Here is a 22,757-nt window from a genome sequence, read left to right as displayed (position 1 = left end):
GACAGACCCCGGTCCGCCCGACCTGCCCCGACCCGTCAGCGGTACGACGGCGGCGCGTCGGCCGGCGCGGTGCCCCACGCCGGTCGCCCGTCGGTCGTGCCGACCGCGACCCGCCGGGGCCGTGACCCGGGGCCCAGGCCGAGCCACGACCGCGTGGTGTCGACCCCGTCGACGGTGAGCGAGGCGACGTGGGAGCCGCTCCCGCGGCGCACGACAGTGGTGGCGGGGCCGGCGGAGGGGCGCACGACCACCCGGTCGAAGGCCGGAACGCTCACCCCGACGTCGGCGGTGCCGGGGGTGAGCGGGTACAGCCCGAGAGAGGCCCAGACGTACCACGCCGACAGCGAGCCCAGGTCGTCGTTGCCCGGCAGGCCCTGCGGGCCGGTGCTCCACAGCTCGTGGCGGGCGCGGGCGACGACGTCGGCGGTGCGGTCGGGGCGCCCGAGCCACAGGTAGGCCCAGGGGGAGGCGAAGCCCGGCTGGTTGCCGAGCCAGGCGTGCGGGCCGCCCGCGCCCTGGTTGAGCCCGATGAACAGGTCGTCGAGGCGGGCCACCAGGGTGTCGGGGGCGCCGACCACCGGCAGGTCGACCAGGGCGTCGAGGAGGCCGCCCATGTCGTGCGGCACCGACCAGGCGTGCTGGAGCGCGTTGCCCTCCTGGAACCCCCGGCAGCACGCCGCCGGGTCGAAGCCCGCTCCGGGGAACGCCCCGGCGCCGTCGCGCGGCAGCAGCAGGCCGCGGTCGGGGTCGAGCAGGGCCCGCCACGAGCCGCTGCGCCGCAGCAGCCGGGCGGCGTCGTCGGGGCGCCCGGCCGCCGCCGCGAGCCGGGAGACCGCGAAGTCGTCGACGGCGTACTCCAGCGTCATCGAGGCGCCGTGGGGCTGCGGCACGCCGCGGTCGGGGACGGTGTCGGGCACGTAGCCCAGCGCGAGGTAGTCGGCCAGCTGGGGGCGCCCGGGTCCGGGCTCGTCGGCCTGGCGCAGCAGCCGGTCGGCCACGGCGCGCACGTCGAGGTCACGGGCGCCGAAGGCGTGGGCGGCCGCGGCCACCGGGGCCGCGGAGTCGCCGTTCATCACCTGGGTGTCGACGCCTCCCAGTGCCCACCGCGGCAGCCAGCCCGCCTGGCGGCCGGTGGCCAGCAGGGAGCGCACCACGTCGGAGGCGACGTCGGGTCGTAGCCAGGCCAGCAGCGGCACCTGCGTGCGGTAGACGTCCCAGCCGGCGATGGCGGTGAGCTGGCGGTGCCCGACGGGTGCGCGATGCACCTCGCCGTCGGCGCCCGGGTAGCGCCGGTCGACGTCGCTGGCCGTGCTGGGGTGGAGCAGCGCGTGGTAGAGCGCGGTGTCGAGGACCCGGCGCTCGGCGGGCGAGCCGCCGGTCGCCACGACCCGCGACAGCTCGCGGTCCCACACGTCGTCCGCCTCCTGCCGCAGGCCGGCCCAGGACCAGCCGGGGCGCTCGCGCTCGAGGTTGCGCCGGGCACCGGCCGGGTCGGTGAACGACACCGCCACCTGCACCCGCGCGGTGCGGTCGCGCCCGGTCGGCGGCACGACCCACGCGCCGCCCGGCCACCGGCCGCGGTCGACGACCGGTGCGTCGAGGCGGAGCAGCACGTGCACGTCGTACGTCGTGGGCGAGCCGCAGAAGCCCCCGCTCCTTACGGAGACCGCGACCTCCCGTCGGCTCGGGAAGGTGACCCGGCTGCGGTCGACGCCGGCCAGGCTGCGGTCGGCCCCGACCAGCAGGCGCGGCGTCGCGCCGGCGGGGTAGCGCAGCGTCATCAGCCCGGAGCGGTCGTCGGCGGCCAGCCGGGCGTCGACACCGTTGCCGAGGGCGGCGGTGTACCAGCCCGGGCCCGCCGCCTCGCCGTCGTCGGGCAGCGCGACGGTCGCGGCGCCCGGCCGCTGCGGCAGGTCACCGACCCACGGCAGCACCGGGACGTCGCCGAGCGTCGGGCAGCCCGCGCCGGAGAGGTGGGTGGGGGAGAAGCCGCGCAGCAGGTCGTCGTCGGCGGCGTAGCCGGAGGCCGTCGCCGACGCAGTGCCGTCGACGGCGTCGTCGGTGGTGTCGGGACCCAGCTGGAGCATGCCGAAGGGCCGGGCCGCGGCCGGTGTCGTGCCGCCGCTGCGCCACGGTGGGGGACCGCCGGTGCCGGTGAACACGTCGACGTCGGTGCCGGCCTGCGCGGGCGCGGCGCCCACCAGGCCCCCGGCCAGCACGGCCAGCACGGCGAGGGCCGCCACCAGGGCGCGCGGGACGCCGGCGGGGCGATCGCGCGGCACGGGTCGGGTCACCGGGCCACGGTAGGCCCCGCGGGGCCGGCGGCGGGCCGGATCGCGAGACGGGCCGGGCGGCGGCCGGCGGGGCGTGCCACGATGACCGGCATGTCGCAGCACCGCACCATCGTCATCGCCTAGCGCGTCCGGTCACCCCGGACGCGCCCACCTCTCGTGACCCGGGAGGTTTTTTTGTGCCCGCACCACCCGACCGACCCGAGGGACGGACCGAACCGATGGACCTGCACGGCGCCTTCCACGTCTACGACACGACCCTGCGCGACGGCGCCCAGCAGGAGGGGCTCACCCTCTCCGTCGCCGACAAGCTGACGATCGCGGGGCTGCTCGACCAGCTCGGCGTCGGCTACATCGAGGGCGGTTGGCCGGGGGCCAACCCCAAGGACACCGAGTTCTTCCGCCGCGCCCGCACCGAGCTCGACCTGCGGCACGCCCGGCTCGCGGCGTTCGGCTCGACCCGGCGTCCGGGCGGGCGCGCCGCCGACGACCCTGGCACCGCCGCGCTGCGCGACAGCGGCGCCCCGACGGTCACCCTCGTCGCGAAGGCCCACTCGCGCCACGTCGAGCTGGCGCTGCGCACGACGCCGACGGAGAACCTCGCCATGGTGCGCGACACCGTCTCCCACCTGCGCGCGGAGGGCCAGCAGGTCTTCGTCGACGCCGAGCACTTCTTCGACGGCCACCGCCTCGACCGGGCCTACGCCCTCGAGGTGCTGCGCACCGCGGCCGAGGCCGGCGCCGAGCTGGTGGCGCTGTGCGACACCAACGGCGGCATGCTGCCGCCCTGGGTCGCGGAGGCCGTGCACGACGTGGTCGAGGCCACCGGCGTGCGCGTCGGCATCCACGCCCACAACGACACCGGCTGCGCGGTGGCCAGCTCGCTGGCCGCCGTGGAGGCCGGCGCCACGCACGTGCAGGGCTGCCTCAACGGCTACGGCGAGCGCACCGGCAACGCCGACCTGGTCAGCGTGGTGGCCAACCTCGAGCTGAAGACCGGACGCCGGCTGCTGCCCGACGGTGCGCTGCGCGACGCCACCCGCATCGCCCACGCCGTCGCCGAGGTCACCAACGTGCCGCCGGCCTCGCGCCAGCCGTACGTCGGCACGTCGGCCTTCGCCCACAAGGCCGGCCTGCACGCCAGCGCGATCAAGGTCGACCCCGACCTCTACCAGCACCTCGACCCCGCCCAGGTCGGCAACGACATGCGGTTGCTGGTCTCCGACATGGCCGGGCGCGCCTCCATCGAGCTGAAGGGCCGCGAGCTCGGCTTCGACCTGTCGGGGGAGACCCGCCGCGGCCTGGTCGGCCACATCACCGACCGGGTGAAGGTGCTCGAGGCGCGCGGCTACACCTTCGAGGCGGCCGACGCGTCGTTCGAGCTGCTGCTGGCCGAGGAGGTCGAGGGCCGGCGCCCGTCGTACGTCGACGTCGAGTCGTGGCGCGTGATCACCGAGACCCGCGCCGACGGCGAGGCGCTCTCGGAGGCCACCGTGAAGCTGCGCGCCGCCGACGTGCGCTACGTCGTCACCGGGGAGGGCAACGGCCCGGTCAACGCCCTCGACCAGGCGCTGCGCACCGCGATCGGCCAGGCCTACCCGGCGGTGGCACGCTTCGAGCTGATCGACTACAAGGTGCGCATCCTCGACCAGGGTCACGGCACCGACGCGACCACCCGGGTGCTCATCGAGACCACCGACGGCGAGTCGTCGTGGGTGACCGTCGGGGTCGGCGCCAACGTGGTCGAGGCGTCGTGGGAGGCGCTGCTCGACGGCGTCACGTACGGCCTGCGCCGCCACGCCGGCGACGCCGGCTGACGGGGCCCCGCCCGGCGGGTGCGGGTCAGCGGTGGACGGCGACGACGCGCTCGACCAGGTCCACCCAGCCGGCGTGCACCCGGTCGACGGACAAGCCCTCCACGTGCACCTGCTGCTGCAGCACCGGCACCTCGAGCGGGGCGATCAGCGCGGTCGCCAGCACCGGGACGTCACCGGTGACCTGCAGCTCGACGAGCAGGTGGCGCACGTGCAGCGCGACGAACGAGTACGCCGCGTACGACCGCGACCCCGCCCGCCCGGCCGCGGCGATCAGGTCGGCGTGCAGCAGCGTGGTCTCCAGCCGGGAGCGGCCGAAGGCGAGCAGTCGCTCGAGCGGCGGCGCCCCCGGGCCCAGCGGCGGCGGGCCGGAGATGACGGAGGCCTGCCAGGCCTTCTCGGAGTGGTCGAGCAGCGCGGCCATCAGGCCCTCGCGGCTCTCGAAGCGGCGGAACACCGTGCCCTTGCCCACGCCGGCCTCGGCGGCGACCGCCTCCATCGTGAGCCGCTCCAGGCTGCACCGCTCGACCAGCCGCTCGGCGGCCTGGAGCAGCGCCACGCGGTTGCGCGCGGCGTCGGCCCGCTCGGCCGGCGGGTCGCCGAGCAGGGGGAGGAGGCGGCGCTCGGTCATGGTGCTCCCACCCTAGGCGGGGCCCCCGCGCACGAACCCCCACCCGAGCAGGGGGAATAGAACCGGACCACGGTCCGTTTGTGCCCACGAACCGTTCGTCGTCACCGTCCCGAACCCGTGGAGGAACCCCATGTCCCAGCCCGTCACCGTCGCCGTCCTCGTCGGCAGCCTGCGCGCCGACTCGCTCAACCGCAAGGTCGCCGAGGTGCTGCGCGACCAGGCCCCCGAGGGCGTCGTCCTCGACCTCGTCGACGGCCTCGCCGACCTCCCGTTCTACAACGAGGACCTCGACGACGGCCAGGCCCCCGCCGCGGCCGTCGCCCTGCGCGAGCGCATCGCCGGCGCCGACCGCGTGCTGGCCGTGACCCCGGAGTACAACGGCACCATGCCGGCCGTGCTGAACAACGCCATCGACTGGCTCTCGCGGCCCTACGGCGCCGGCGCCATCGTGGGCAAGCCCTTCGGCGTCATCGGCGTGACCCCCACGCCGTACGGCGGCAAGTGGGCCCACGGCGACACCGCCCGCTCGGCCGGCATCGCCGGGGCCACCGTCGTCGAGGAGGTCGCCGTGTCGCAGTCGGCGCTCGAGGTCGACGTGCTGACCGACACCGAGGTCCTCGGCCGGCTGCAGGCCGCCGTCGAGGCCCTGGCGGCCCACCAGCCGCAGACCACCGCGGCCTGAGCCTCCGGCTCCCCGCGCGTCCGCGCCCCGTCCCCTGCCGGGGGCGGGGCGTCGTCGTGTCCGCCGGCCCGGTCGCGCGGGTACGGTCGGGGGGTGAGCGAGCCCCGGGAGCCGTACCGTCCGCCGGTGCCGTACGCGCCGTACGGTCCGGTCCACCCGCCGCCGCCACCCCTGCCGCCCGCGCCGCGACGGCCGAGCCACCCGCTCGACGTGGTGGTGACCGTCGTGCAGCTGGTACTGCTCTCGGTGGTGGCGTTGCTGGCGACGTTCGGCGGCCTGGTCGTCCTGGGCGAGGCCGACGCGTGCGCCGGCGCCACGGAGTGCCACGACGGACTGGTCGCGGCGGGGACGATCCTCGCCGTCGCCGCGCCCGGCACCTGCCTGGTCATCGCCGCTGCGTGGGCGGTCGTGCGGATGGTGCAGCGCCGCCTGGCGTTCTGGGTGCCGCCGCTCGCCGTGCTCGCCTGGGTCGGCCTCGTCGCGGTCGCGGTCGGCCTCGTGCGCTCCGCCGCCGGTCGCTGACCCTCTCCTTCCTGCCTCCTCCCCGGCTCGGGGACGCGGGGACGCGGAGCAGCGTCATCCGCATGGTGGAGTCGCCTCCACGATCTGCATGACGTCCCGCCCCGCCCGCCGCGCGTCCGGCAGGTCCGCGCGACGAGGCCCGCGACCCGCGGTCGGGGCGGCGCGGCGAGCCGCTAGCGTCGAGGCATGGTCGACCTCAGCGACGTCCACGAGCTCACCGCCCTCGAGCAGGGCGACCTGGTGCGCCGGGGCGAGGTGACCCCCGCCGAGCTGACCGAGCACTACCTCGACCGCGTCGCGCGCCTCGACGACGTGGGCGCGTTCGTCACCGTGACCGCCGAGCGGGCCCTCGAGCAGGCCAGGGCGATGGGCCGCGTCGCGCCGGGCGAGACGGGTCCGGACGGGTCGACGTCACGGTTGTGGGGCGTGCCGACCGCGCTGAAGGACCTGACGCTGACCGCCGGGGTGCGCACGACCTTCGGCTCGGCGGCGTACCACGACTTCGTGCCCGACGCCTCCGACGCTGCGGCGCTGGCCGTCGAGGGTGCGGGCATGGTGAGCCTGGGCAAGACCGCCACGCCGGAGTTCGGCTCGCCCTGCTACACCGAGCCCGAGGGGCGGCCCCCGGCCGTGACTCCCTGGGACCGCACCCGGATGGCCGGCGGCTCCTCGGGCGGCGCGGCGGCAGCGGTGGCCGCGGGGCTCGTGCCGGTGGCGCAGGGCTCCGACGGCGGCGGGTCGATCCGCATCCCGGCCTCCTGCTGCGGCCTGGTGGGGCTGAAGCCGTCACGGGGCCGGGTCAGCGGCTTCCCGGCGTACGGCGACCCGGTGGGGCTGGCCACCGGCGGTCCGCTGGCCCGCACGGTGCGCGACGCCGCGGCGATGCTCGACGTGCTGGCCGGACGGCTGGTGGGCGACCCGTCGTGGGCCGCTCCGCCCACGACCACCTTCCTCGACGCCTGTGACCGCGACCCGGGGCGGCTGCGGGTGGCCCGCTTCGTCGCGCCGGTGATCGCCGACGTGCCCGTCGACCCCTCCAGCGTCACCGCGTGGGAGGACGCCTCGGCGCTGCTGGAGTCACTGGGTCACGAGGTGGTCGACGTCGCGGTGCCGCTCCCGCCGGAGTCGGTGGCGGTGTTCGAGACGTGCTGGGCGGTGCTCACGGCGCTGTCGAGCGCCCCCGCCGGGCGCGAGCACCTGCTGCGCCCGCTCACCCGCTGGCTCGCCGAGCGCGGCCACGCGGTGTCGGGGCCCGAGTTTGGCCTGGCGATCGCGGGCGTGCGCCAGCACGCCGCCAACGCGCTGGCCGCGCTCGCGCCGTACGACGTGGTGCTGACGCCGACGCTGGCCGCCCCACCACTGCCGGTGGGCGCGATCCGCGACGACGCCGACCCCGCGGCCGACTTCGCCGCCCAGAAGGCCTTCACCCCCTGGACGTCGGCGTGGAACGTCACCGGCATGCCCGCGGTGTCGCTGCCGCTGCACCACAGCGACGGGCTGCCGATCGGGGTGATGCTGGCCGGGCGTCCGGCCGAGGACGAGCTGCTGCTCGGCGTGGCCGCGCAGGTGGAGGCCGCCGCGCCGTGGCACGACCGGCGCCCGCCCGGCTGGTGAGCCCTCGGCCGGTCAGCGGCCGGTGAGCGGGCTCAGACAGCCCGCTCGTCGACGCCCCACTGCTCGCGGAACTCCTCGGGGCTGAGCTCGGCCAGCTGCTCGCGCAGGTGGTGGAGGGTGTGGCTGGCGACCTCGGGGTTGTCGGCGTCGATGGCCAGCACGCGCCGCCCGGAGTGGATCTCGTGCACCTCCACGGTGCCGGCCGAGGAGCAGTCGAGCGTGCCGCCGCTCATCGCGAACCACACGTCGATCGTCACCACGCACCACCGCTGGAGCCGCGGGCGGCTGTCGGCGGCCAGGCCGACGGCGTACACCTCGTCGGCGGTCTCCGGGTCGAGCGTCAGCATCGTCAGATCCTACGACCGTCCGGGAAGCGCCGGCTCGTCCTCGACCTGGTCGTCGCCCAGCCCTCGCGCGGCCAGCGCGTCGCCGGTCTCGTGGGCGCGGGCGACGACGCGCACGACGAACGGCGTCAGGTAGGCGCGGGGGTGGCGGCCCAGGCCACGGGCGCGGGCGGCGTCGCGGGTCTCGAGCGCGAGGGCGACGGTGCCGGGCAGGGCGCCGATGGCCAGGCTGACGGTCAGCGCGACCCGGTCGGGCGACACCCCGACACGGCGCAGCGGACCCAGCCAGCGCACGATCGCGTCGAGCATCGCGTTGACCGGGGTGGTGGCGCTGACCACCACGGCGGCCAGCGCCAGGGTCAGCAGGTCGACCAGCGTCTCGACCGCCTTGTCGCGTCCGATGAACACCCACTGCAGGACGCCGACCACCACAGCGATCAGCAGCACCCCGCGCGCCGCGCGGGCCAGCAGCCCCACCCGCACCCGTGCCAGGGCGGCGAGCCCGAGCGCGACGGCGAGGAAGCCGAACGACGCCGGCATGCTCCGCACCAGCACGATCGTCAGGCTGAGCGCGGCCAGGCCGAGCAGCTTGGCGCCGACCGGAGCGCGGTGCAGCAGGGAGCGGCCCGGCTGGTAGACCGCGACGAGCACCGACGTGCTCACCGGCGTGCGTCCACGGAGGCGACGTAGTCGGCGACCCCGGCCGCGGCGGGCCCGTCGTGGCGCACCCGGCCGTCCTCCACCACGACCACGCGGTCGCAGCGCGCGGCGAGCTCGAGGTCGTGGGTGACCAGCACCAGCTGCTGGGGCAGCCCGAGCAGCAGGTCGCCCACGCGCCGGGTGTGGGCGAGGTCGAGCAGGGTGGTCGGCTCGTCGGCCACCAGCACCGCCGGCTCGGTGGCCAGGACGCCGGCCAGCGCCAGCAGCTGTTTCTGCCCGCCGGAAAGCGCGTGCACCGACACGTGGGCGTGGTCGGCCAGGCCGTGGCGGGCCAGCACGGCCAGCGCCCGCTCCCGGCGTCGCCCGGCGTCGCGCTCCAGGCGGCGCAGCGAGAGCTCGACGTCCTCCACGCAGGTCGGCATCACCAGCTGGGCCGCGGGGTCGGTGAAGCAGAACCCCACGCGGCGGCGTACGGCGGCGGCGTCGCGGGCCACGTCGAGGCCGTCGACGACCACCCGGCCCGAGGACGGGGTGACCAGTCCGTTCAGCAGCCGCGCCAGCGTCGACTTGCCGGAGCCGTTGGCGCCCACCACCGCGACCCGCTGCTCGGTGAGCCGCAGCGTCGTGGGGTGCAGCACGACGCGCTCGCCGTCGGGCACCTCCACGGTGACCGCAGCGGCGTCGAGCTCGAGGACGGCCACCCGGGGTCAGCGGCGGTGCAGCAGGTGCGGGAAGGCGCGGTGCACCTCGGCGGCCACCAGCGCCACCAGCGCGGTCTTCAGCACGTCGCCGGCCCAGTAGAGGGCGTCGATCTTCGCGGCGTCCAGCAGGGAGAGGTCGAGGACGAGCGCGAGCCCGGCGATGCCCATCGTGTGGATCACCAGCACGCTCGCGGTCAGCGAGCAGCCGAACACCACGAGCGCGCGGGTCTTGCCGCGCCGCCCGGCGACGTGCTTCACCAGCAGACCGGCCACCAGCGCGGCCAGGGGGAACGACCAGAGGTAGCCCGCGGAGGCGCCGGTGAAGACGCCGAGGCCGGAGGCGTGCTGGGCGAAGACGGGCAGGCCGACGGCGCCGAGCACCAGGTAGAGCGCCACCGCGAGGAAGCCGCGCACCGGGCCGAGCAGGCAGCCGGCCAGCATCACGCCGAAGGTCTGCAGCGTGATCGGCACCCCTGCGCCGCCCACCGGGATGCCGCCGACGTAGGCGCAGGCCGAGACGAGCGCGGCGAACGCCGCCACCAGGGCGAGGTCGGTGGTGGTCATCCGGCGCGAGCCGGCGGACGCCGAGGACGCCGAGGACGCCGAGGACGCTGCGGTGGCGGCGGTCGGGTGGGAGCTGCTCATGGGGGTCCTCCGGTGGTGCGGCGCTCGCACGATGGCCAGCTGAACGGCGTTCAGGTTAGGGTCCGTGCAGTGGCCGGGTCAACGCCGACCGCCGGCCCGAGGAGTGACATGCGCTACCACCGCAGCGACGTCGTCGCGCGCGCCCTCGACGTGCTCGACACCTACGGCCTTGCCGACCTCACCATGCGTCGCCTCGGCGCCGAGCTCGGCGTGCAGCCCAGCGCGCTCTACCACCATGTCGCCAACAAGCAGGCCCTGCTCGCCGCCGTCGCCGAGGAGCTGCTGGCCCGCGGTGCGCGTCCCGAGCCCGCCGGGGCCTGGGACGAGCGGGTCGCGGCGACCTGTGCCGAGCTGCGCGAGGCGATGCTGGCCTACCGCGACGGCGCCGAGCTGGTCGCCACCGTGCACGCCTTCGGCCTCGGTGCCGCCGCGCCCGGACGCCGGCTGCGCGCCGCCCTCGCGGAGAGCGGCCTCGACCCGGCCGTGGTCGGCACCGCCGCGCGCACGCTGCTGCACTACGTCTTCGGCCACACCCTCGACGAGCAGACCCACCTGCAGGCCGGCAGCGCCGGCGCCATCGACGACCAGCCCCGCGAGGCCTCCGACTTCGCGCTGGGCCTGGCCCTGGTCGTCGACGGCATCCGGCTGCGCGCGCAGGCCCGGGCGACACCGGGGGCGTGACGGCAGGTCCTAGGGTGGCGCGCATGGCTGCGACGACGGAGTACTACGCCGAGATCCTCGACGAGGCCGGGATGGACACCGAGGCCACGTTCGTCGTGGTCACCGGCGCGAGCGTGGAGCAGGTCGCCGGCGTCCTCGGCGTCGACCTGGGCCGGCAGGTCGACCCCGACGACGTCTGGGGCGACGAGCACTCGGCGTACGCGCTGGTCGAGGTGGCGGGCGGGGTGCTGGCCGGTGAGCCCACGGGGTACGCCGACCCCGGCGTCGACGTCCTGCGCCGGCTCTCGGCCGACGGGCGCCGCGCGGCCGTCGCGAGGTCGAACGTGCAGGCCCACGACCGCTTCGGCTGCGCCCGCGACGGCGAGCTGGTCTTCGACGACGACGAGTACGCCTTCATCACCGACCGGTCGCGTGTGCCCGACGAGCTGCGGCCGCTGCTCGACGAGGCGTGGGTCGACCCCGACGGCGCCGACGACGGCGACGAGGCCGACCCGCTGCCGGTGGCCCTGGCCATGGCGGAGCTGGTGACCGGCATCGAGGTCACCGCCGACGACCTCGACCGGCTGCAGCGGGCGCCGCGGTTCTGGGTGGCCTCGCTGACGTACGGCGACGACACCCGCACCGGCTCCTGACCCGGGCCGCGGCCGGCGCCAGGTTCGGGGTCAGCCGGCGATCGCGTCGAGCTCGGCGACGTCGTCGGTCGACAGGGCCAGGCCGGCGCCCGCGACGTTCTCGCGCAGGTGGGCCACCGACGACGTGCCCGGGATGAGCAGGATGTTGGGGCTGCGCTGCAGCAACCACGCCAGCGCCACCGCCATCGGGGTGGCACCGAGGCGCTCGGCCACGGCGTCGAGGGCCTGCGACTGCAACGGGGAGAAGCCGCCGAGCGGGAAGTACGGCACGTAGGCGATGCCCTGCGCGGCCAGGGAGTCGACGAGATCGTCGTCGGCGCGGTGGGCGAGGTTGTAGCGGTTCTGCACGCACACCACGGGCGCGATGGCCTGTGCCTCGGCGACCTGGGCGGCGTCGACGGTGCTCAGCCCGAGGTGGCGCACGAGGCCCTCCTGCTGCAGCGCGGCCATCGCCTCGAACGGCTCGGCGATCGAGCCGGGCTCGGGGGCGTCGAGGCCGCCGAGGCGCAGGTTGACGACGTCGATCGCGTCGAGGCGCAGGTGCTCGAGGTTGTCCAGCACCGCGCGGCGCAGCTGCTCGGGGGAGCGGGCCGGCGGCCAGCCGCCCTGGGCGTCGCGCAGGTTGCCGACCTTGGTGACCAGGTGCAGCTGCTGCGGGTAGGGGTGCAGGGCCTCCCGGATGATCTCGTTCGTGACGTGGGGGCCGTAGAAGTCGCTGGTGTCGATGTGGGTGATGCCGAGCTCGACGACCTCCCGCAGGACGGCCACGGCGGCCTCGCGGTCGGCGGGCGGGCCCCACACGTGGGGGCCGGCGAGCTGCATGGCGCCGTAGCCGACCCGGGTGAGCTCGAGATCGCCGACGGGGTAGGTGCCGCCGGGCAGGCCGCTGGTCGGGGCGCTGCTGGTCGGGGTGATGCTGGTCGGGGTGGTGCTGGACATGGTGGGTCCTCTCGGAGGTGCTGGTGGGACCAGCCTTCCCCGGCCGGCGGGGCGCAGGGAGAGTGCATCGCTCCCCGGGAGCCGCGCGGCCCGGCTGCGCCGGTCGAGCCCGGGGCGTCCGCCGTCCTGATCGCCGCGACCCGCCCGGCCGCGCCTCGACCCGACGTACCCGACGCGGCGTGGGCGCGGCCCCTACCCGGGTCGTCGAGCACCCACGATCCGCCCCCGTGCCGGAGGGTTGTCGACCCGAACCCTTGGTTGTCGACCGAGGCTTCGGCTGACAACCGAGGGTTTCACCGGATATCCGGTGAAACCCGCGAACCGGCGCCGACGGCCGACCTGTCGGCCCAGACCCGCACCTGTCGGCCCACGTGACGGCCGACAGGTGCGGGTTTCGCCAGCCGGCTGGTGAAACCCGCGACCCCGCCCCGCCGGACCGGGGGTCAGCCGAGCGGCCACCACCGCAGCCGCCGGGTGCCGCCCTGCTCCCACCACGCGAGGTCGACCCGCTCGGCGCGCACGACCACGGGCAGCACCCCCGCCAGCTCGGCGGCCACCGACCGCTCGTCGACCCCCGGCGCCGCGACGTCGAGGGTGAGGTGCGGCACCGGGTCGTGCCGCCCGGCGTACGGCGGGCACTGCGGGAACGCCCGGGCCAGGGCCGCGGTCAGCGCCCGGAACCCGTCGTCGGGCTCGGGCGGGAGGTGCAGGGTGCCGTCGGGGAAGCGCGCCACCCGGGCCAGCACCACCTCGAACGCCGGCACCGACGCCACCACCTCGCCCACCCGGCGCGCCACCTCGTCGTCGACCACGGGCAGGAACGGCCCGAGCGCGGTGACGTGGGCGTGGGTGAACCCCGGGTCGGCCGACAGGTACGTCGCGTCCTGCCCGGTCGTGCGCGCGCGCACGAACGCCTCGAGCGCCGGCACCGGCACCTGCAGCACGCTGTGTCCGGGCCAGGGCCCCGCCCCGGCCGGCTCAGTGCTCGTCACGCAGGTACCACGCCACCCACGTCGCCGGGAACACCGCGGCCGAGAGCACGACCACCGGCCACGACCCGCCCCGGCGGCGCGCGCCGAGGCCGGTGGTGGCGGCCAGGCCGAGGCAGGACGCCGCCATCACGACGACGACGGTGACCAGGACGACTGTGGGTGACTCCACCCCCGCAGTATCGCCCCCGGCTCAGCGCTGCCGGTAGGTGTGCAGCGGGTTGTCCAGCTCGCCGGCGTACAGCAGCGACGACGCCTGGTCGGTGAGGTCGACCATCTGCCGGGTGTCGCGCAGCTGCAGCCGGTTGAGGCAGGAGTGCCGGAAGGTCGGCCGGTGCAGGTCGTAGGCCGTGACGGCCTCGGCGAGCCAGGGGTGGTCGTCGGCGTGCTGGTCGACGCAGCGCGACACCTCGGCCCAGAACACCGTCTCGTCCACCACCCCGTCGAGGTGCAGCACGGCCGCGAGGTGGCGCAGGAAGCCGTCGAGCACGTCGGTGTGCAGGGCCAGCGCCTTGACGTCGGGCTCCACGTCGGCGCGCACCCGCTCCACGTCGGCGGGCAGCGGCCGGTCGGGGCTCATCACCGCGACTTCCTCGCCGACGTCCTTCATCAGCGCCCGCACCGGCACGTGGTCGCGCAGCACGAGCACCAGGTTCTCGCCGTGGGGCATGAACGCCAGGTCGTGGGCCAGCAGGCAGTGCACGACCGGGCGCAGGTAGGCGTGCAGGTAGCTGCGCAGCCACTCCCGGGCGTCCAGCGGGGAGGCGGAGACCATCGCGGTGACCAGCGCCCGGCCCTGGGCGTCGCGGTGGAGCAACGAGGCCATCGTCGCCAGCCGCTCGCCCTCGCCCAGGCGCGGCACGGGGCTCTCGCGCCACAGCGCGGCCAGCATCTTGCGGTACGGCGTCGACGCGGCCGGCCCGGTCAGCCGGTGGAAGGCGTCGCCGGTGTAGCCCACGGCCGCCCGCTCGCGCAGCACCGTGAAGCCGCAGCCGGCCAGCGTCGGGTCGGCGTGCACCAGGTCGGCCACCCAGTCGTTGATCGCCGGGGTCGCCGCCATGTACGCCGGCGACAGCCCGCGCACGAACCCCATGTTCTGGATCGCCAGGGCGGTCTTCACGTAGCTCCGCTCCGGGCGTGCGGTGTTGAAGAACGTGCGGATCGACTGCTGCGCCCGCATCGTGTCGGGTCCCTCGCCGAGGTGCACCAGGTCACGGCGGGCGACGTCGGGGGCGAAGGTGACCGCCACCTGGTGGCGCCACTGCCAGGGGTGCAGCGGCAGGTAGGTGTAGTCGTCGGGGTCGAGGCCGAGGTCGAGCAGGTGGGTCGCGAACCGGTCGCGCACGTCGTCGTCCAGCTCGCCGGCCCACAGGGCCTCCTCGGTGAGCCCGGCGCCCAGCGCGAGGTGGGTGGCGCTGCGCCGCGCGGCCAGCCACACCAGTCGCACGTCGCGGCCGGCCTCCGGGGCGTACGCCGCGTGGTCGTCGAGGTCGAAGCCGATGCGCCCGTTGTTGGCCAGGAAGCCCGGGTGGCCCTCGGTCATCGCGGCCTCCAGCTCCTGGTAGTCGGCGTCGAGGAGCTCGTCGACGCCGGCGGCGTGGTGCTCGAGCTTCCAGGCGGCGCCGGCGAGGGTGGCGGCCAGCTCCTCCAGGTAGGTCGCGAGCAGGGCGTCGGGCACGCCGAGCAGCGGCGCCAGCTCCACGACGAGCTCCTGCACGTCGAGGGGACGCGGCTCGCCGTCCACACGACGCTCGATGCTGGGCGCGTGCACGGCCCAGTGGTCGAGGGCCAGGCGCCGGGCCCGGAAGCGGTAGGCGGCCCGGCCGTCGGGGGTGGTCAGCACCCACGCCGGGGCGCTCCCGTGGTCGGCGTCGGGGTCGGGGCGGGGCGCGACGAGGCGCTCGTGGGCCAGCTCGGCGAGCGCCTTGGCCACCAGGTGGCGCTGGGCGGCGGCGAGGCGGCACGGCGTGAGGTGGGCCACCGGGTCGACCACGGGGTCGGGGGCGTCGGGCGAGGGACGGGTGGGCGCGAGGGTCATCGGACGGTCTCCGGTCGGGCGAGGGCGAGTGGCGAGGCCGGCCAGGCCTCACGGGGGCAGAAGGACAGAGCGGCGGTCTTGCCGGGCAGCGCGACGTGGCGGGCGACGGTGAAGCCGGCCTCGGCGTTCAGGACGGCGATCGGCTCGTTGCGGGCGTCGGGCTCCACCACGACGCGGCGCACGGCGGGGTCGGCGAAGCAGTGCTCCAGCACGGCGCGGAACACGACTCGGGTGAGGCCGCGCCGCGGCGGTCCCGCGGGCGGGGCGACCAGCACGTGCATGCCGAGGTCGCCGGGGCGCAGGTCGGGCAGGTCGCGCAGGTGGGGGTCGTGGGCGGGGTCGTAGGTCTCGGCGAGGAACGTGGGCTCGTCGTCGACACGCCCCAGCCAGGCGTGGTGGGTGGGGGAGGAGCCGATCGCGGCGTAGGCCCGCGCCACCTCCTCGACGTCCGCCTCGCCCATCTGCCAGTACGCCGAGCGCGGGTGGGTCACCCAGGCGTGCAGCAGAGCGGTCGTGGTGGCGTCCGGCACCAGCGGCTCCAGCACGGCCCTCACCGCGTCGCCCCGGCCCGGGACGAGGGCGCCCGGGACGAGGGCACCTGGGACGAGGGCACCTGGGACGACGCAGGCGCCCGGGGCGGGCGGCGCAGGTGGTCGGGCACGCCGAAGCTCTGCACCGCCACCCGCTTCTCCAGCGGGTAGACCTCGCGGCCGGTGACCGCGGCGAGGATCACCGAGCTGCGGTGGGCCCCCATCCCGAGGTCGGGGGCGACGAAGCCGTGGGTGTGCTCCTCGCCGTTCTGCACGAACACCTCGCGGCCGGTGTGGTCGACGGCGTAGGAGGCGTCGGCGAGGTAGCGGCCCTGGTCGTCGAGGCGCAGCCGGTGGCGCACGGGGTCGAGGAACGACGGCACCGCTGCGGCGTACCCGGTGGCGAGCACGAGGCCCTCGGTGCGCACCGCGAAGTCCTCGCCGGTCTCGTCGTGGTGGAGGTCGAGGTCGTAGGCGGCGCCGTCCCACCGCGCGCCGGTCAGGCTGGTGTTGCTCACCAGCGTGGTGCGCGGCCCCGCGCCCTGCACCCGCAGCCGGTAGTGCAGGTCGGAGATCTCGTCGACCAGGTCGCTGCTGATGCCCTTGTAGAGCGAGCGCTGCTCGCGCAGCAGGCGCTCCCGGGTCGCGGCCGGGAGGCCCTGGAAGTAGGTCGTGTACTCCGGAGAGGTCAGCTCGAGGGTGAGCTTGGTGTACTCCATCGGGAAGAAGCGGGGGCTGCGGGTCAGCCAGGTCAGCTCGTAGCCGTGGTGGGGCGACTCCGCCAGCAGGTCGCGGTAGACCTCCGCCGCGCTCTGCCCACTGCCGACCACGGTGATCGAGCCCAGCGCCTGGAGCTCGCTCCTGCGGGCCAGGTAGTCGGCGGTGTGCAGGGCGGGGCCACCGGCCCGCGTCACGCAGTCGGGCACCTGCGGGCTGGTGCCGACACCCAGCACGAGCCGACGTCCGAGGAACGTCTCCCCGGTGCCGGTGCGCACGACGTACGTCGAGGCGCCGTCGGCGTCGGTGGTGTGCTCCACCGACGTCACCGCCCGCCCGAAGCGCACCGAGGGGAGCCGCTCCGCGGCCCAGCGGCAGTAGTCGTCGTACTCGCGGCGCAGGGGGTAGAACGACTCGCGCACGTAGAACGGGTAGAGGTGGCCGCTCTGCTTGAGGTAGCTCAGGAACGACCAGCGCGAGGTCGGGTCGGCCATCGTGACCAGGTCGGCCAGGAACGGCACCTGCAGGGTGGCGTCGTCGAGCAGCATGCCGGGGTGCCAGGCCAGCTCGTCGCGGGCCTCGAGGAACACCGCGTCGAGGTCGTCGATCGGGTCGGCCAGGCAGGCCAGGCCCAGGTTGAACGGGCCGAGGCCGATGCCGACGAGGTCGTGCACGTGGGGGGTCGTGGTGCTCACGCGGCCACCTCCGCGTGCAGCTCCTCGCCCAGCGCGACGCAGTGCGCCACCACGGCGAGCAGGTCGTCGACGGCGGCCATCGGGTTGAGCAGGGTCAGCTTGAGCCAGCGGCGCCCGTCGACACGCGTGGCGGCGACCATGCCGAGGCCCCGCTCGTAGAGGGCGGCGCGCACCAGCGGCACCAGCCGGTCGGCGACGTCGTCCGCGGCGCCGGTGGCGGGCGGGCGGTAGCGGAACAGGACGGTGCTCAGCTCGGGCACGGCGGCCAGCTCGACTCGGGGGTCGGCGGCCAGGTGGAGGGCCACCTCGCGGGCCAGGTCGGTGACGGCGTCGACGTACCCGCCGATCAGGTCGGGGCCCATCACGCGCAGGGTGAGCCACAGCTTGAGCGCGTCGAAGCGGCGGGTGGTCTGCAGGCTCTTGTCGACCTGGTGGGGGCTCGCGGCGCCGGCGGGGTCGCGAGGGTTGAGGTAGTCGGCGTGCCACGCGACGTGGGTGAGGTGGCGCGCGTCGCGCACCAGCACCGCGCTGGAGGAGACCGGCTGGAACCACGTCTTGTGGTAGTCGACGGTCACCGAGTCGGCCCGCTCGATGCCGGCGAGGCGCCCGCGCTGGGTGGGGGAGACCAGCAGGCCGCCGCCGTACGCCGCGTCGACGTGCAGCCACGTGTCGTGGGCCCCGGCGAGGTCGGCCACCCGGTCGAGCGGGTCGATCGCACCGAGGTCGGTGGTGCCGGCCGTGGCGACCACGGCCATCGTGGTGGCGCCCGTCGCCGTCACGTCGTCGAGGGCCGCCGCCAGCGCGCCGGGGTCGAGCCGCCGGCGGGCGTCGACGCCGACGCCGATCACCGCGTCGGCGGGCAGGCCGAGCAGCCGCGCCGACTTCTGCACGCTGAAGTGCGCGTCGACCGAGGCCAGCACCCGCAGGTCGCCCAGGGCGGCCCCGGCGGCCAGGGCGCGGTCGCGGGCCAGGTGGAGGGCCTGCAGGTTCGACTGCGACCCGCCGCTGGTGAAGACCCCGTCGGCCCCCTCGCCCCAGCCGAGGCGGCCCGCCGTCCAGGCGACGAGGTGGCGCTCCACGAAGGTGCCGGCGACGCTCTGGTCGAAGGTGTCGAGGCTGGCGTTGACCCCCGAGACGAACACCTCCGCCAGCAGCGCCGGGATCACCACCGGGCAGTTGAGGTGGGCGGCGTACGCCGGCTCGTGGAACCACACGGTGTCGTCGAGCCAGAGCCGGCTCATCTCGTGCAGGGCCGCGGCGGCGTCGCCGAGCGGGGCGTCGAGGTCGACGTCGAGCACCGGCTTGGCGGCCCGCTCCGGCGTCACGCCCGTGGCGGGGCCGCCGACGCGGCCCAGCGCCTCGGCGAGGTGGTCGACCCCGAGCCGCATGGTCGCGACGTAGGAGTCCGCGTGGTCGGGGTGGAAGAGGTGGGCGAGGGCGGGAGGGGAGGGGGGCACCGCGAGTCCTTCCGAGATCAGGTCAGGTAAGGCTCACCTTACTTAGGCTCACCTAAGTCGGCGCAAGGGGTCCGTCCGACGACCCGGCGGGGGCCTTGCCGCGCCCGCCCGGGTGCGGCAGCGTGCGGGCATGGCACTGCGCACGAAGGCCCACTGGCTCGGGGTGGTCCTCGACTGCCCGTCGGCTCCCGACCTGGCGTCGTTCTACGAGCGCCTGCTCGGCTGGACGCTGTTCGACGTCGGCGACGACTGGTGCACCCTCGCCCCGTCACGCGACGCCGGCTACAACCTCGGCTTCCAGACCGAGCCGCACTACCGGCGCCCCGTGTGGCCGGGCGAGGCCGGGCAGCAGCTGATGATGCTCCACCTCGACCTGGAGGTCGACGACCTCGCCGAGGCGACGGCGTACGCCGTGTCCTGCGGGGCCGAGGTCGCGGCCCACCAGCCGCAGGACGACGTGCGGGTGCTGCTCGACCCCGCCGGCCACCCGTTCTGCCTCTACGTCGACCGCTGAGCCGTCTCCCCCCTGCGCCGGGGGGTCAGGCAAGGGCCCTCAGGCGCGCGACCTCGGCCAGCAGACGCGCGCGCAGGACGCCGCCGCGCTCCGCGAAGACGCGCTGCGCCGCGACGTACTCCTGCTTGCCCTCGGGTGTCTCGACCGCGACCGGCGACCACGGCTCGCCGGTGCGGTCCATCACCACGCCGCTCAGGTCGTACGGCGCCGCCCGCATGTCGAGCACCCGGATGTCCCAGGCCAGCTCGAAGCAGTCGGCGACGAGGTCGGAGCAGATCATCGGCGTCAGCCGGAAGGCGTGCTTGTAGAGGTCCATCCCGCCGTGGAGGCAGCCGGGCTGCTCGTGCTCGGCACGGTCGGCCGCGGTGGGCGCGAGCGTGTTCAGCGGCACGGCCGTGGGTGTGAAGAAGCGGAACGCGTCGAAGTGGCTGCACACGATGCGGTGCGACTCCACGACGGCGTCGGTGCCGGCCCGGCCCAGGCGCAGCGGCCGGTCGTGGCGGGTCTCGTCGGCGCCGTGCACCATCGCCCACTCGTGCAGCCCGAAGCAGCCGAAGGACGCCGGCCGCGCCGCGGTGGCGCGCAGCAGCCGGTGCAGCGCCTCCAGCAGCGGGCGCTGGGTGGCGACGTACGCCGCCGGGACCGTCGGCGGGTCGCCGGCGTACCCCTTGAGCGGGGAGTAGCCGCCAGCGGCGCCCTCGAGGGCGACTCCTGCCCCGGGGTGCCAGCGGCGCAGCTGGCCGGGGCGCTGGGAGTAGTAGGTGAACAGGAAGTCGTGCACCGGGTGGGTGGCGCCGGCCGCGCGGCGCGCCAGGTGGGGTGCGGTGAGCCGGTCGACGCGGGCGGCGTGGGCCGCGGCCCGCTGCTCCCACTCCGCACGCCCCAGCACGACGACCGGTGCCGTCACCGGTGCCGCCGCCTGCTGCTCGACCCGTCCCTGCACCGGCCCAGCCTAGGACCGGGTGGCTGGACCGCAGGAGACGTGGGCGAGGTGTAGCGCACGCCCGGCCGGGTAGAGGGCCACTCGACGGTCGTGCCACGGGGCGGCGACCCGCACCGACGGGGTGGTCATGGGAGACGTGCTGCAGATCGAGTGGGGCCAGCTCGACATGCTCTTCGAGGACATGGAGAAGGTGAAGGGCTACATCGGCGACCTCGACACCTACTTCGCCGACCACGTCTGCAACCCCGCCGGGTTCGACTTCAAGCCGTTCGCCCTCGAGCCGCTGGCCGACGCGATGACCACGATGCGCGGGTACTTCGGCGAGGTGAGGGGGGTCTTCGACGAGCGCTACGACGGCCTGGTGCACGCCACCGCGCTGACGGCGCAGAAGTTCGACGACCTCGACGGCCAGGTGTCCTACGACTTCAGCGCCCTGCTCGGCGGGGGGCAGCCGGCGCCGCGCGGGGGAGGCGGGCAGGGCCCGGGGCTGGAGGTCCGGGGCATCGCCCTGTCCGACCCCAACGACGACCTGACCGCGCCCGAGGAGGGAAAGCAGAAGTTCCCGGGCGAGCACGACGCGCCGTTCATGGCGGTGGCCGGCGGGTGGGACTCCGCGCGCGACACGATCAACGAGTGCATCCGCTGGTGCCGCGACCACGGCATCGACATCTTCCCCGAGCTGCCGGACAAGAGCCTCGAGCACTACATCGTGTTCCCGCTCACCGGCGACTACTACGCCATCCAGCAGAACGCCACCGCCTGCCGCAGCTTCGCGACGGGCCTGCGCACCTTCGGCGCGAACTTCACCCAGCTCGCCGCCAAGGCCCAGCTGGCGATGAAGGGCCAGGCCGGCCTGGCCCTGACCGGGCACATCGCGCTCTACAACGCGGTCATGATGGCGGTCGGCGGCGTCATCGACGGGCTCGCCGTCGTCTTCGACGAGCTCGCCGCGATGAGCGAGAAGCTCGCCACCAAGGTCGAGAAGGTCATCCGGGTCCTGGGCCAGAAGCTGCTCAAGCTGATGAAGTTCCTGCTCAAGCGCATCAACGCCGCCGTCGGCATCTTCGTGACCCTCAAGGAGCTCGCCGAGAAGGGCACCGAGTTCTTCACCGACCTCGTCGACGACGTGACCACCGTGGTCAACCTCGTGGAGATGGCCTTCAACCTCGCCGACGAGGTGAAGGCGTGGGCCGAGGAGCAGGCCGACCGCATCGCCACCGCGCAGCAGGTCGTCGCCATCGCCGAGAAGCTCCCCCATGCCCGCGCCAGCATGGACATCAGCGACCTGATGGCCTTCGACCCCGCAGCCGTCGAGAAGTCGCTGAGCGACCTCGAGGCCGACTACGGCGACCCCGGTGGCGAGGCGTTCGACGACCTGAACTCCGCCGTCGACGACGCCGTCGAGGAGGCCGACGCGCCCCCCGCTGCCCCGCCGCCCAACGACGACTGCTCGCCGGTCGACCCGTTCCCCACCACCGACATGTTCGGCAACCCCGTCGAGCCGGAGCCGCCCGGCCACCTGCTGATGGCGCCCCCGGACGACGGCCCGCGGCTCGCACCCGCTCCCGAGGCGCCCACGCCGACCGAGCGCGACACGCCGGCCGGCCGCTGACGTGGAGCTCTACGACGCCTCGGCGCAGCCTGCCGCGGGCCGCCCGGACGACCTGATGGCCCGGCTGCTGCGCGACGGCAGCGAGGCGCGCCTGCTGGCCGCCCTCGACGAGATCGACGTGTTCGTCGACGGCCTCCTCGAGGAGGAGGCGGGACAGCCGCTCGACCCGTCGCTGGCGCAGCTGCTCGAGCAGGTCTGCGGCGCAGACGACGCCCCGGCCCACTTCCGCCGCATCCACGACCGGGTGGCGCAGGGACGCACGACCTGGGACCGGTTCTGGGCGCGACCCACCGACGAGTACCGCGGGTTCGAGGTCGTGCAGGCCGCCATCGCGGCGACCGTGCGCGACGCCCGCACCGGGCTCGCCGCCCTCCCGCTCGGAGACCGGCGTGGCTGAGCCGGCACCGACGTCCCGCACCGTCAGCACCCCCGCGGGGCGATCGGCCAGGCGGCTGACCGCAGGGGCGGTCGTCGCGCTCGCCCTCGTCGCCGGCGGCTGCGCGGGCTCCTCGGACGACGCCGACCCCGCTCCGTCCGGCGAGGCGACCGGGTCGACCGAGTCGTCGGCCCCGTCGTCGACCCCGTCGTCCAGCGCCCCGCCCACGGGGTCGCCCACCCCGTCGACGTCCGCCTCGGGGGGTGCGAGCGCCGAGCCCGCCGTCGACGGCCCCTGCGGTGCCCTCGACCCCGCCGCGCTGGGCGAGGTGCTCGGGGCGCCCCTGGAGGTGCCGACCACCTACGGCGAGGCCGGCGCCACCGAGGGCTGCCAGGTGCTGTCGACCGAGGGGGCGGCCACCGTGTCGGTCGACCTGGTGACCGACCACGGGTCGCTGGAGCAGGACCTCGACCTCGCCCGGCTGGCAGGCGGCGAGCGGCCGCAGCGGCTCACCGTGGCCGGCGGTGAGGCGCTGCTGGTCTCGGGGGACGGCTCCGGGGTGCGCTACACCGGACTGGTCACCCACGTCGGGCCGCGGCTGCTGCTGGTCTCGACGCTGTCGTCGCAGGACGGCCTGTCGGGCGGCGACGTGCGCGCGGTCACCGAGGCCGCGGCGGTGGCGGTGGCCGAGGCGCTGTGACCGCACGCCGGCCGCCCGCGCCCGGTCGCT

The 22,757-nt window shown here is 75.5% G+C and carries 24 protein-coding genes; 10 read left to right on the top strand and 14 right to left on the bottom strand.

Going from position 1 to position 22,757, the window contains the following annotated elements:
- Positions 1-35: 35 nt before the first annotated feature.
- Entirely contained in the window at positions 36-2,294 is a 2,259-nt protein-coding gene (locus tag AC4OR8_RS12630; RefSeq protein WP_492165909.1) for a GH92 family glycosyl hydrolase, read from the bottom strand.
- Between the two features lie 218 nt (positions 2,295-2,512).
- On the opposite strand from AC4OR8_RS12630, the gene cimA reads away from it, so the two are divergent.
- The gene (gene cimA, locus AC4OR8_RS12625) at positions 2,513-4,108 is read left to right on the top strand and encodes a citramalate synthase (RefSeq protein ID WP_492165908.1); all 1,596 of its coding nucleotides are present in this window, start codon (positions 2,513-2,515) and stop codon (positions 4,106-4,108) included.
- A 25-nt stretch (positions 4,109-4,133) separates the two neighbouring features.
- Here the strand turns inward: cimA and AC4OR8_RS12620 are convergent, their stop codons facing one another.
- Positions 4,134-4,736, bottom strand: coding sequence for a TetR/AcrR family transcriptional regulator (locus AC4OR8_RS12620; protein ID WP_492165907.1), 603 nt, complete (start codon positions 4,734-4,736; stop codon positions 4,134-4,136).
- A 130-nt stretch (positions 4,737-4,866) separates the two neighbouring features.
- On the opposite strand from AC4OR8_RS12620, the gene AC4OR8_RS12615 reads away from it, so the two are divergent.
- The 3 genes from AC4OR8_RS12615 to AC4OR8_RS12605 all read left to right on the top strand — a co-directional run bounded on the left by AC4OR8_RS12615 (position 4,867) and on the right by AC4OR8_RS12605 (position 7,554).
- Positions 4,867-5,418, top strand: coding sequence for an NADPH-dependent FMN reductase (locus AC4OR8_RS12615; RefSeq protein ID WP_492165906.1), 552 nt, complete (start codon positions 4,867-4,869; stop codon positions 5,416-5,418).
- 93 nt (positions 5,419-5,511) lie between these two features.
- Positions 5,512-5,940: a hypothetical protein gene (locus tag AC4OR8_RS12610; protein ID WP_492165905.1), complete on the top strand. Its 429-nt coding sequence runs from the start codon at positions 5,512-5,514 to the stop codon at positions 5,938-5,940.
- Positions 5,941-6,126: 186 nt separating this feature from the next.
- Complete coding sequence (locus AC4OR8_RS12605; protein ID WP_492165904.1) at positions 6,127-7,554, top strand: amidase; 1,428 nt, start codon at positions 6,127-6,129, stop codon at positions 7,552-7,554.
- Between the two features lie 32 nt (positions 7,555-7,586).
- On the opposite strand, the gene AC4OR8_RS12600 is transcribed toward AC4OR8_RS12605, so the two are convergent.
- From AC4OR8_RS12600 to AC4OR8_RS12585, 4 genes are read right to left on the bottom strand one after another with little or no spacing between them, the layout of a single operon-like run.
- Positions 7,587-7,901, bottom strand: a complete 315-nt coding sequence (locus tag AC4OR8_RS12600; protein WP_492165903.1) for a hypothetical protein — start codon at positions 7,899-7,901, stop codon at positions 7,587-7,589.
- Positions 7,902-7,910: 9 nt separating this feature from the next.
- Complete coding sequence (locus AC4OR8_RS12595; RefSeq protein ID WP_492165902.1) at positions 7,911-8,561, bottom strand: energy-coupling factor transporter transmembrane component T family protein; 651 nt, start codon at positions 8,559-8,561, stop codon at positions 7,911-7,913.
- The gene (locus tag AC4OR8_RS12590; protein ID WP_492165901.1) at positions 8,558-9,259 is read right to left on the bottom strand and encodes an energy-coupling factor ABC transporter ATP-binding protein; all 702 of its coding nucleotides are present in this window, start codon (positions 9,257-9,259) and stop codon (positions 8,558-8,560) included. The genes AC4OR8_RS12595 and AC4OR8_RS12590 overlap by 4 nt, the downstream gene beginning before the upstream one ends.
- Positions 9,260-9,265: 6 nt before the next feature.
- Positions 9,266-9,904, bottom strand: coding sequence for a biotin transporter BioY (locus AC4OR8_RS12585; RefSeq protein ID WP_492165900.1), 639 nt, complete (start codon positions 9,902-9,904; stop codon positions 9,266-9,268).
- A 108-nt stretch (positions 9,905-10,012) separates the two neighbouring features.
- Here AC4OR8_RS12585 and AC4OR8_RS12580 point away from each other — a divergent pair, with 108 nt between their 5' ends.
- Together AC4OR8_RS12580 and AC4OR8_RS12575 are read left to right on the top strand one after the other, a co-directional pair.
- The gene (locus AC4OR8_RS12580) at positions 10,013-10,585 is read left to right on the top strand and encodes a TetR/AcrR family transcriptional regulator C-terminal domain-containing protein (RefSeq protein WP_492165899.1); all 573 of its coding nucleotides are present in this window, start codon (positions 10,013-10,015) and stop codon (positions 10,583-10,585) included.
- 23 nt (positions 10,586-10,608) lie between these two features.
- Complete coding sequence (locus AC4OR8_RS12575) at positions 10,609-11,217, top strand: DUF6461 domain-containing protein (RefSeq protein ID WP_492165898.1); 609 nt, start codon at positions 10,609-10,611, stop codon at positions 11,215-11,217.
- Positions 11,218-11,247: 30 nt separating this feature from the next.
- On the opposite strand, the gene AC4OR8_RS12570 is transcribed toward AC4OR8_RS12575, so the two are convergent.
- The 7 genes from AC4OR8_RS12570 to AC4OR8_RS12540 form a co-directional block, all read right to left on the bottom strand.
- Positions 11,248-12,156, bottom strand: coding sequence for an aldo/keto reductase family oxidoreductase (locus AC4OR8_RS12570; protein ID WP_492165897.1), 909 nt, complete (start codon positions 12,154-12,156; stop codon positions 11,248-11,250).
- A gap of 443 nt (positions 12,157-12,599) precedes the next feature.
- Positions 12,600-13,148, bottom strand: a complete 549-nt coding sequence (locus tag AC4OR8_RS12565) for a 2'-5' RNA ligase family protein (RefSeq protein ID WP_492165896.1) — start codon at positions 13,146-13,148, stop codon at positions 12,600-12,602.
- Positions 13,135-13,317, bottom strand: a complete 183-nt coding sequence (locus tag AC4OR8_RS12560) for a hypothetical protein (RefSeq protein ID WP_492165895.1) — start codon at positions 13,315-13,317, stop codon at positions 13,135-13,137. The genes AC4OR8_RS12565 and AC4OR8_RS12560 overlap by 14 nt, the downstream gene beginning before the upstream one ends.
- Before the next feature lie 21 nt (positions 13,318-13,338).
- Positions 13,339-15,183, bottom strand: coding sequence for an IucA/IucC family protein (locus tag AC4OR8_RS12555; RefSeq protein WP_492165894.1), 1,845 nt, complete (start codon positions 15,181-15,183; stop codon positions 13,339-13,341).
- On the bottom strand, positions 15,180-15,737 hold the full coding sequence (locus AC4OR8_RS12550; protein ID WP_492165893.1) for a GNAT family N-acetyltransferase: 558 nt from the start codon (positions 15,735-15,737) through the stop codon (positions 15,180-15,182). Before AC4OR8_RS12550 ends, AC4OR8_RS12555 begins: the two co-directional genes overlap by 4 nt.
- Positions 15,734-17,125: a lysine N(6)-hydroxylase/L-ornithine N(5)-oxygenase family protein gene (locus AC4OR8_RS12545; protein ID WP_492165892.1), complete on the bottom strand. Its 1,392-nt coding sequence runs from the start codon at positions 17,123-17,125 to the stop codon at positions 15,734-15,736. The genes AC4OR8_RS12550 and AC4OR8_RS12545 overlap by 4 nt, the downstream gene beginning before the upstream one ends.
- Positions 17,122-18,582: a pyridoxal phosphate-dependent decarboxylase family protein gene (locus AC4OR8_RS12540; protein ID WP_492165891.1), complete on the bottom strand. Its 1,461-nt coding sequence runs from the start codon at positions 18,580-18,582 to the stop codon at positions 17,122-17,124. Before AC4OR8_RS12540 ends, AC4OR8_RS12545 begins: the two co-directional genes overlap by 4 nt.
- 130 nt (positions 18,583-18,712) lie before the next feature.
- Here AC4OR8_RS12540 and AC4OR8_RS12535 point away from each other — a divergent pair, with 130 nt between their 5' ends.
- Positions 18,713-19,096 carry a VOC family protein gene (locus AC4OR8_RS12535; protein WP_492165890.1) on the top strand — a complete coding sequence of 128 codons (384 nt, stop codon included), beginning with the start codon at positions 18,713-18,715 and terminating at the stop codon, positions 19,094-19,096.
- A gap of 25 nt (positions 19,097-19,121) precedes the next feature.
- Here AC4OR8_RS12535 and AC4OR8_RS12530 read toward each other — a convergent pair whose 3' ends face one another.
- Entirely contained in the window at positions 19,122-20,039 is a 918-nt protein-coding gene (locus AC4OR8_RS12530; protein WP_492165889.1) for a 3-methyladenine DNA glycosylase, read from the bottom strand.
- 127 nt (positions 20,040-20,166) lie between these two features.
- Here AC4OR8_RS12530 and AC4OR8_RS12525 point away from each other — a divergent pair, with 127 nt between their 5' ends.
- From AC4OR8_RS12525 to AC4OR8_RS12515, 3 genes are read left to right on the top strand one after another with little or no spacing between them, the layout of a single operon-like run.
- Complete coding sequence (locus AC4OR8_RS12525; RefSeq protein ID WP_492165888.1) at positions 20,167-21,651, top strand: methyl-accepting chemotaxis protein; 1,485 nt, start codon at positions 20,167-20,169, stop codon at positions 21,649-21,651.
- A gap of 1 nt (position 21,652) precedes the next feature.
- Positions 21,653-22,048, top strand: a complete 396-nt coding sequence (locus AC4OR8_RS12520) for a hypothetical protein (RefSeq protein ID WP_492165887.1) — start codon at positions 21,653-21,655, stop codon at positions 22,046-22,048.
- Positions 22,041-22,727, top strand: coding sequence for a hypothetical protein (locus AC4OR8_RS12515; protein WP_492165886.1), 687 nt, complete (start codon positions 22,041-22,043; stop codon positions 22,725-22,727). The genes AC4OR8_RS12520 and AC4OR8_RS12515 overlap by 8 nt, the downstream gene beginning before the upstream one ends.
- The last annotated feature ends 30 nt before the right edge of the window (positions 22,728-22,757 follow it).

The organism is Nocardioides sp. FY1077, assembly GCF_058681775.1.
This window is presented reverse-complemented; position numbering and strand designations above follow the sequence as displayed.

Excerpts from the sequence above, each read along its gene's own strand:
- AC4OR8_RS12605 (WP_492165904.1), top strand. The coding sequence starts at position 6,127 with ATGGTCGACCTCAGCGACGTCCACGAGCTCACCGCCCTCGAGCAGGGC.
- AC4OR8_RS12585 (WP_492165900.1), bottom strand. The coding sequence starts at position 9,904 with ATGAGCAGCTCCCACCCGACCGCCGCCACCGCAGCGTCCTCGGCGTCC.
- AC4OR8_RS12535 (WP_492165890.1), top strand. The coding sequence starts at position 18,713 with ATGGCACTGCGCACGAAGGCCCACTGGCTCGGGGTGGTCCTCGACTGC.
- AC4OR8_RS12615 (WP_492165906.1), top strand. The coding sequence starts at position 4,867 with ATGTCCCAGCCCGTCACCGTCGCCGTCCTCGTCGGCAGCCTGCGCGCC.
- AC4OR8_RS12620 (WP_492165907.1), bottom strand. The coding sequence starts at position 4,736 with ATGACCGAGCGCCGCCTCCTCCCCCTGCTCGGCGACCCGCCGGCCGAG.
- AC4OR8_RS12600 (WP_492165903.1), bottom strand. The coding sequence starts at position 7,901 with ATGCTGACGCTCGACCCGGAGACCGCCGACGAGGTGTACGCCGTCGGC.
- AC4OR8_RS12575 (WP_492165898.1), top strand. The coding sequence starts at position 10,609 with ATGGCTGCGACGACGGAGTACTACGCCGAGATCCTCGACGAGGCCGGG.
- AC4OR8_RS12570 (WP_492165897.1), bottom strand. The coding sequence starts at position 12,156 with ATGTCCAGCACCACCCCGACCAGCATCACCCCGACCAGCAGCGCCCCG.
- AC4OR8_RS12580 (WP_492165899.1), top strand. The coding sequence starts at position 10,013 with ATGCGCTACCACCGCAGCGACGTCGTCGCGCGCGCCCTCGACGTGCTC.
- cimA (WP_492165908.1), top strand. The coding sequence starts at position 2,513 with ATGGACCTGCACGGCGCCTTCCACGTCTACGACACGACCCTGCGCGAC.
- AC4OR8_RS12525 (WP_492165888.1), top strand. The coding sequence starts at position 20,167 with ATGGGAGACGTGCTGCAGATCGAGTGGGGCCAGCTCGACATGCTCTTC.
- AC4OR8_RS12555 (WP_492165894.1), bottom strand. The coding sequence starts at position 15,183 with ATGACCCTCGCGCCCACCCGTCCCTCGCCCGACGCCCCCGACCCCGTG.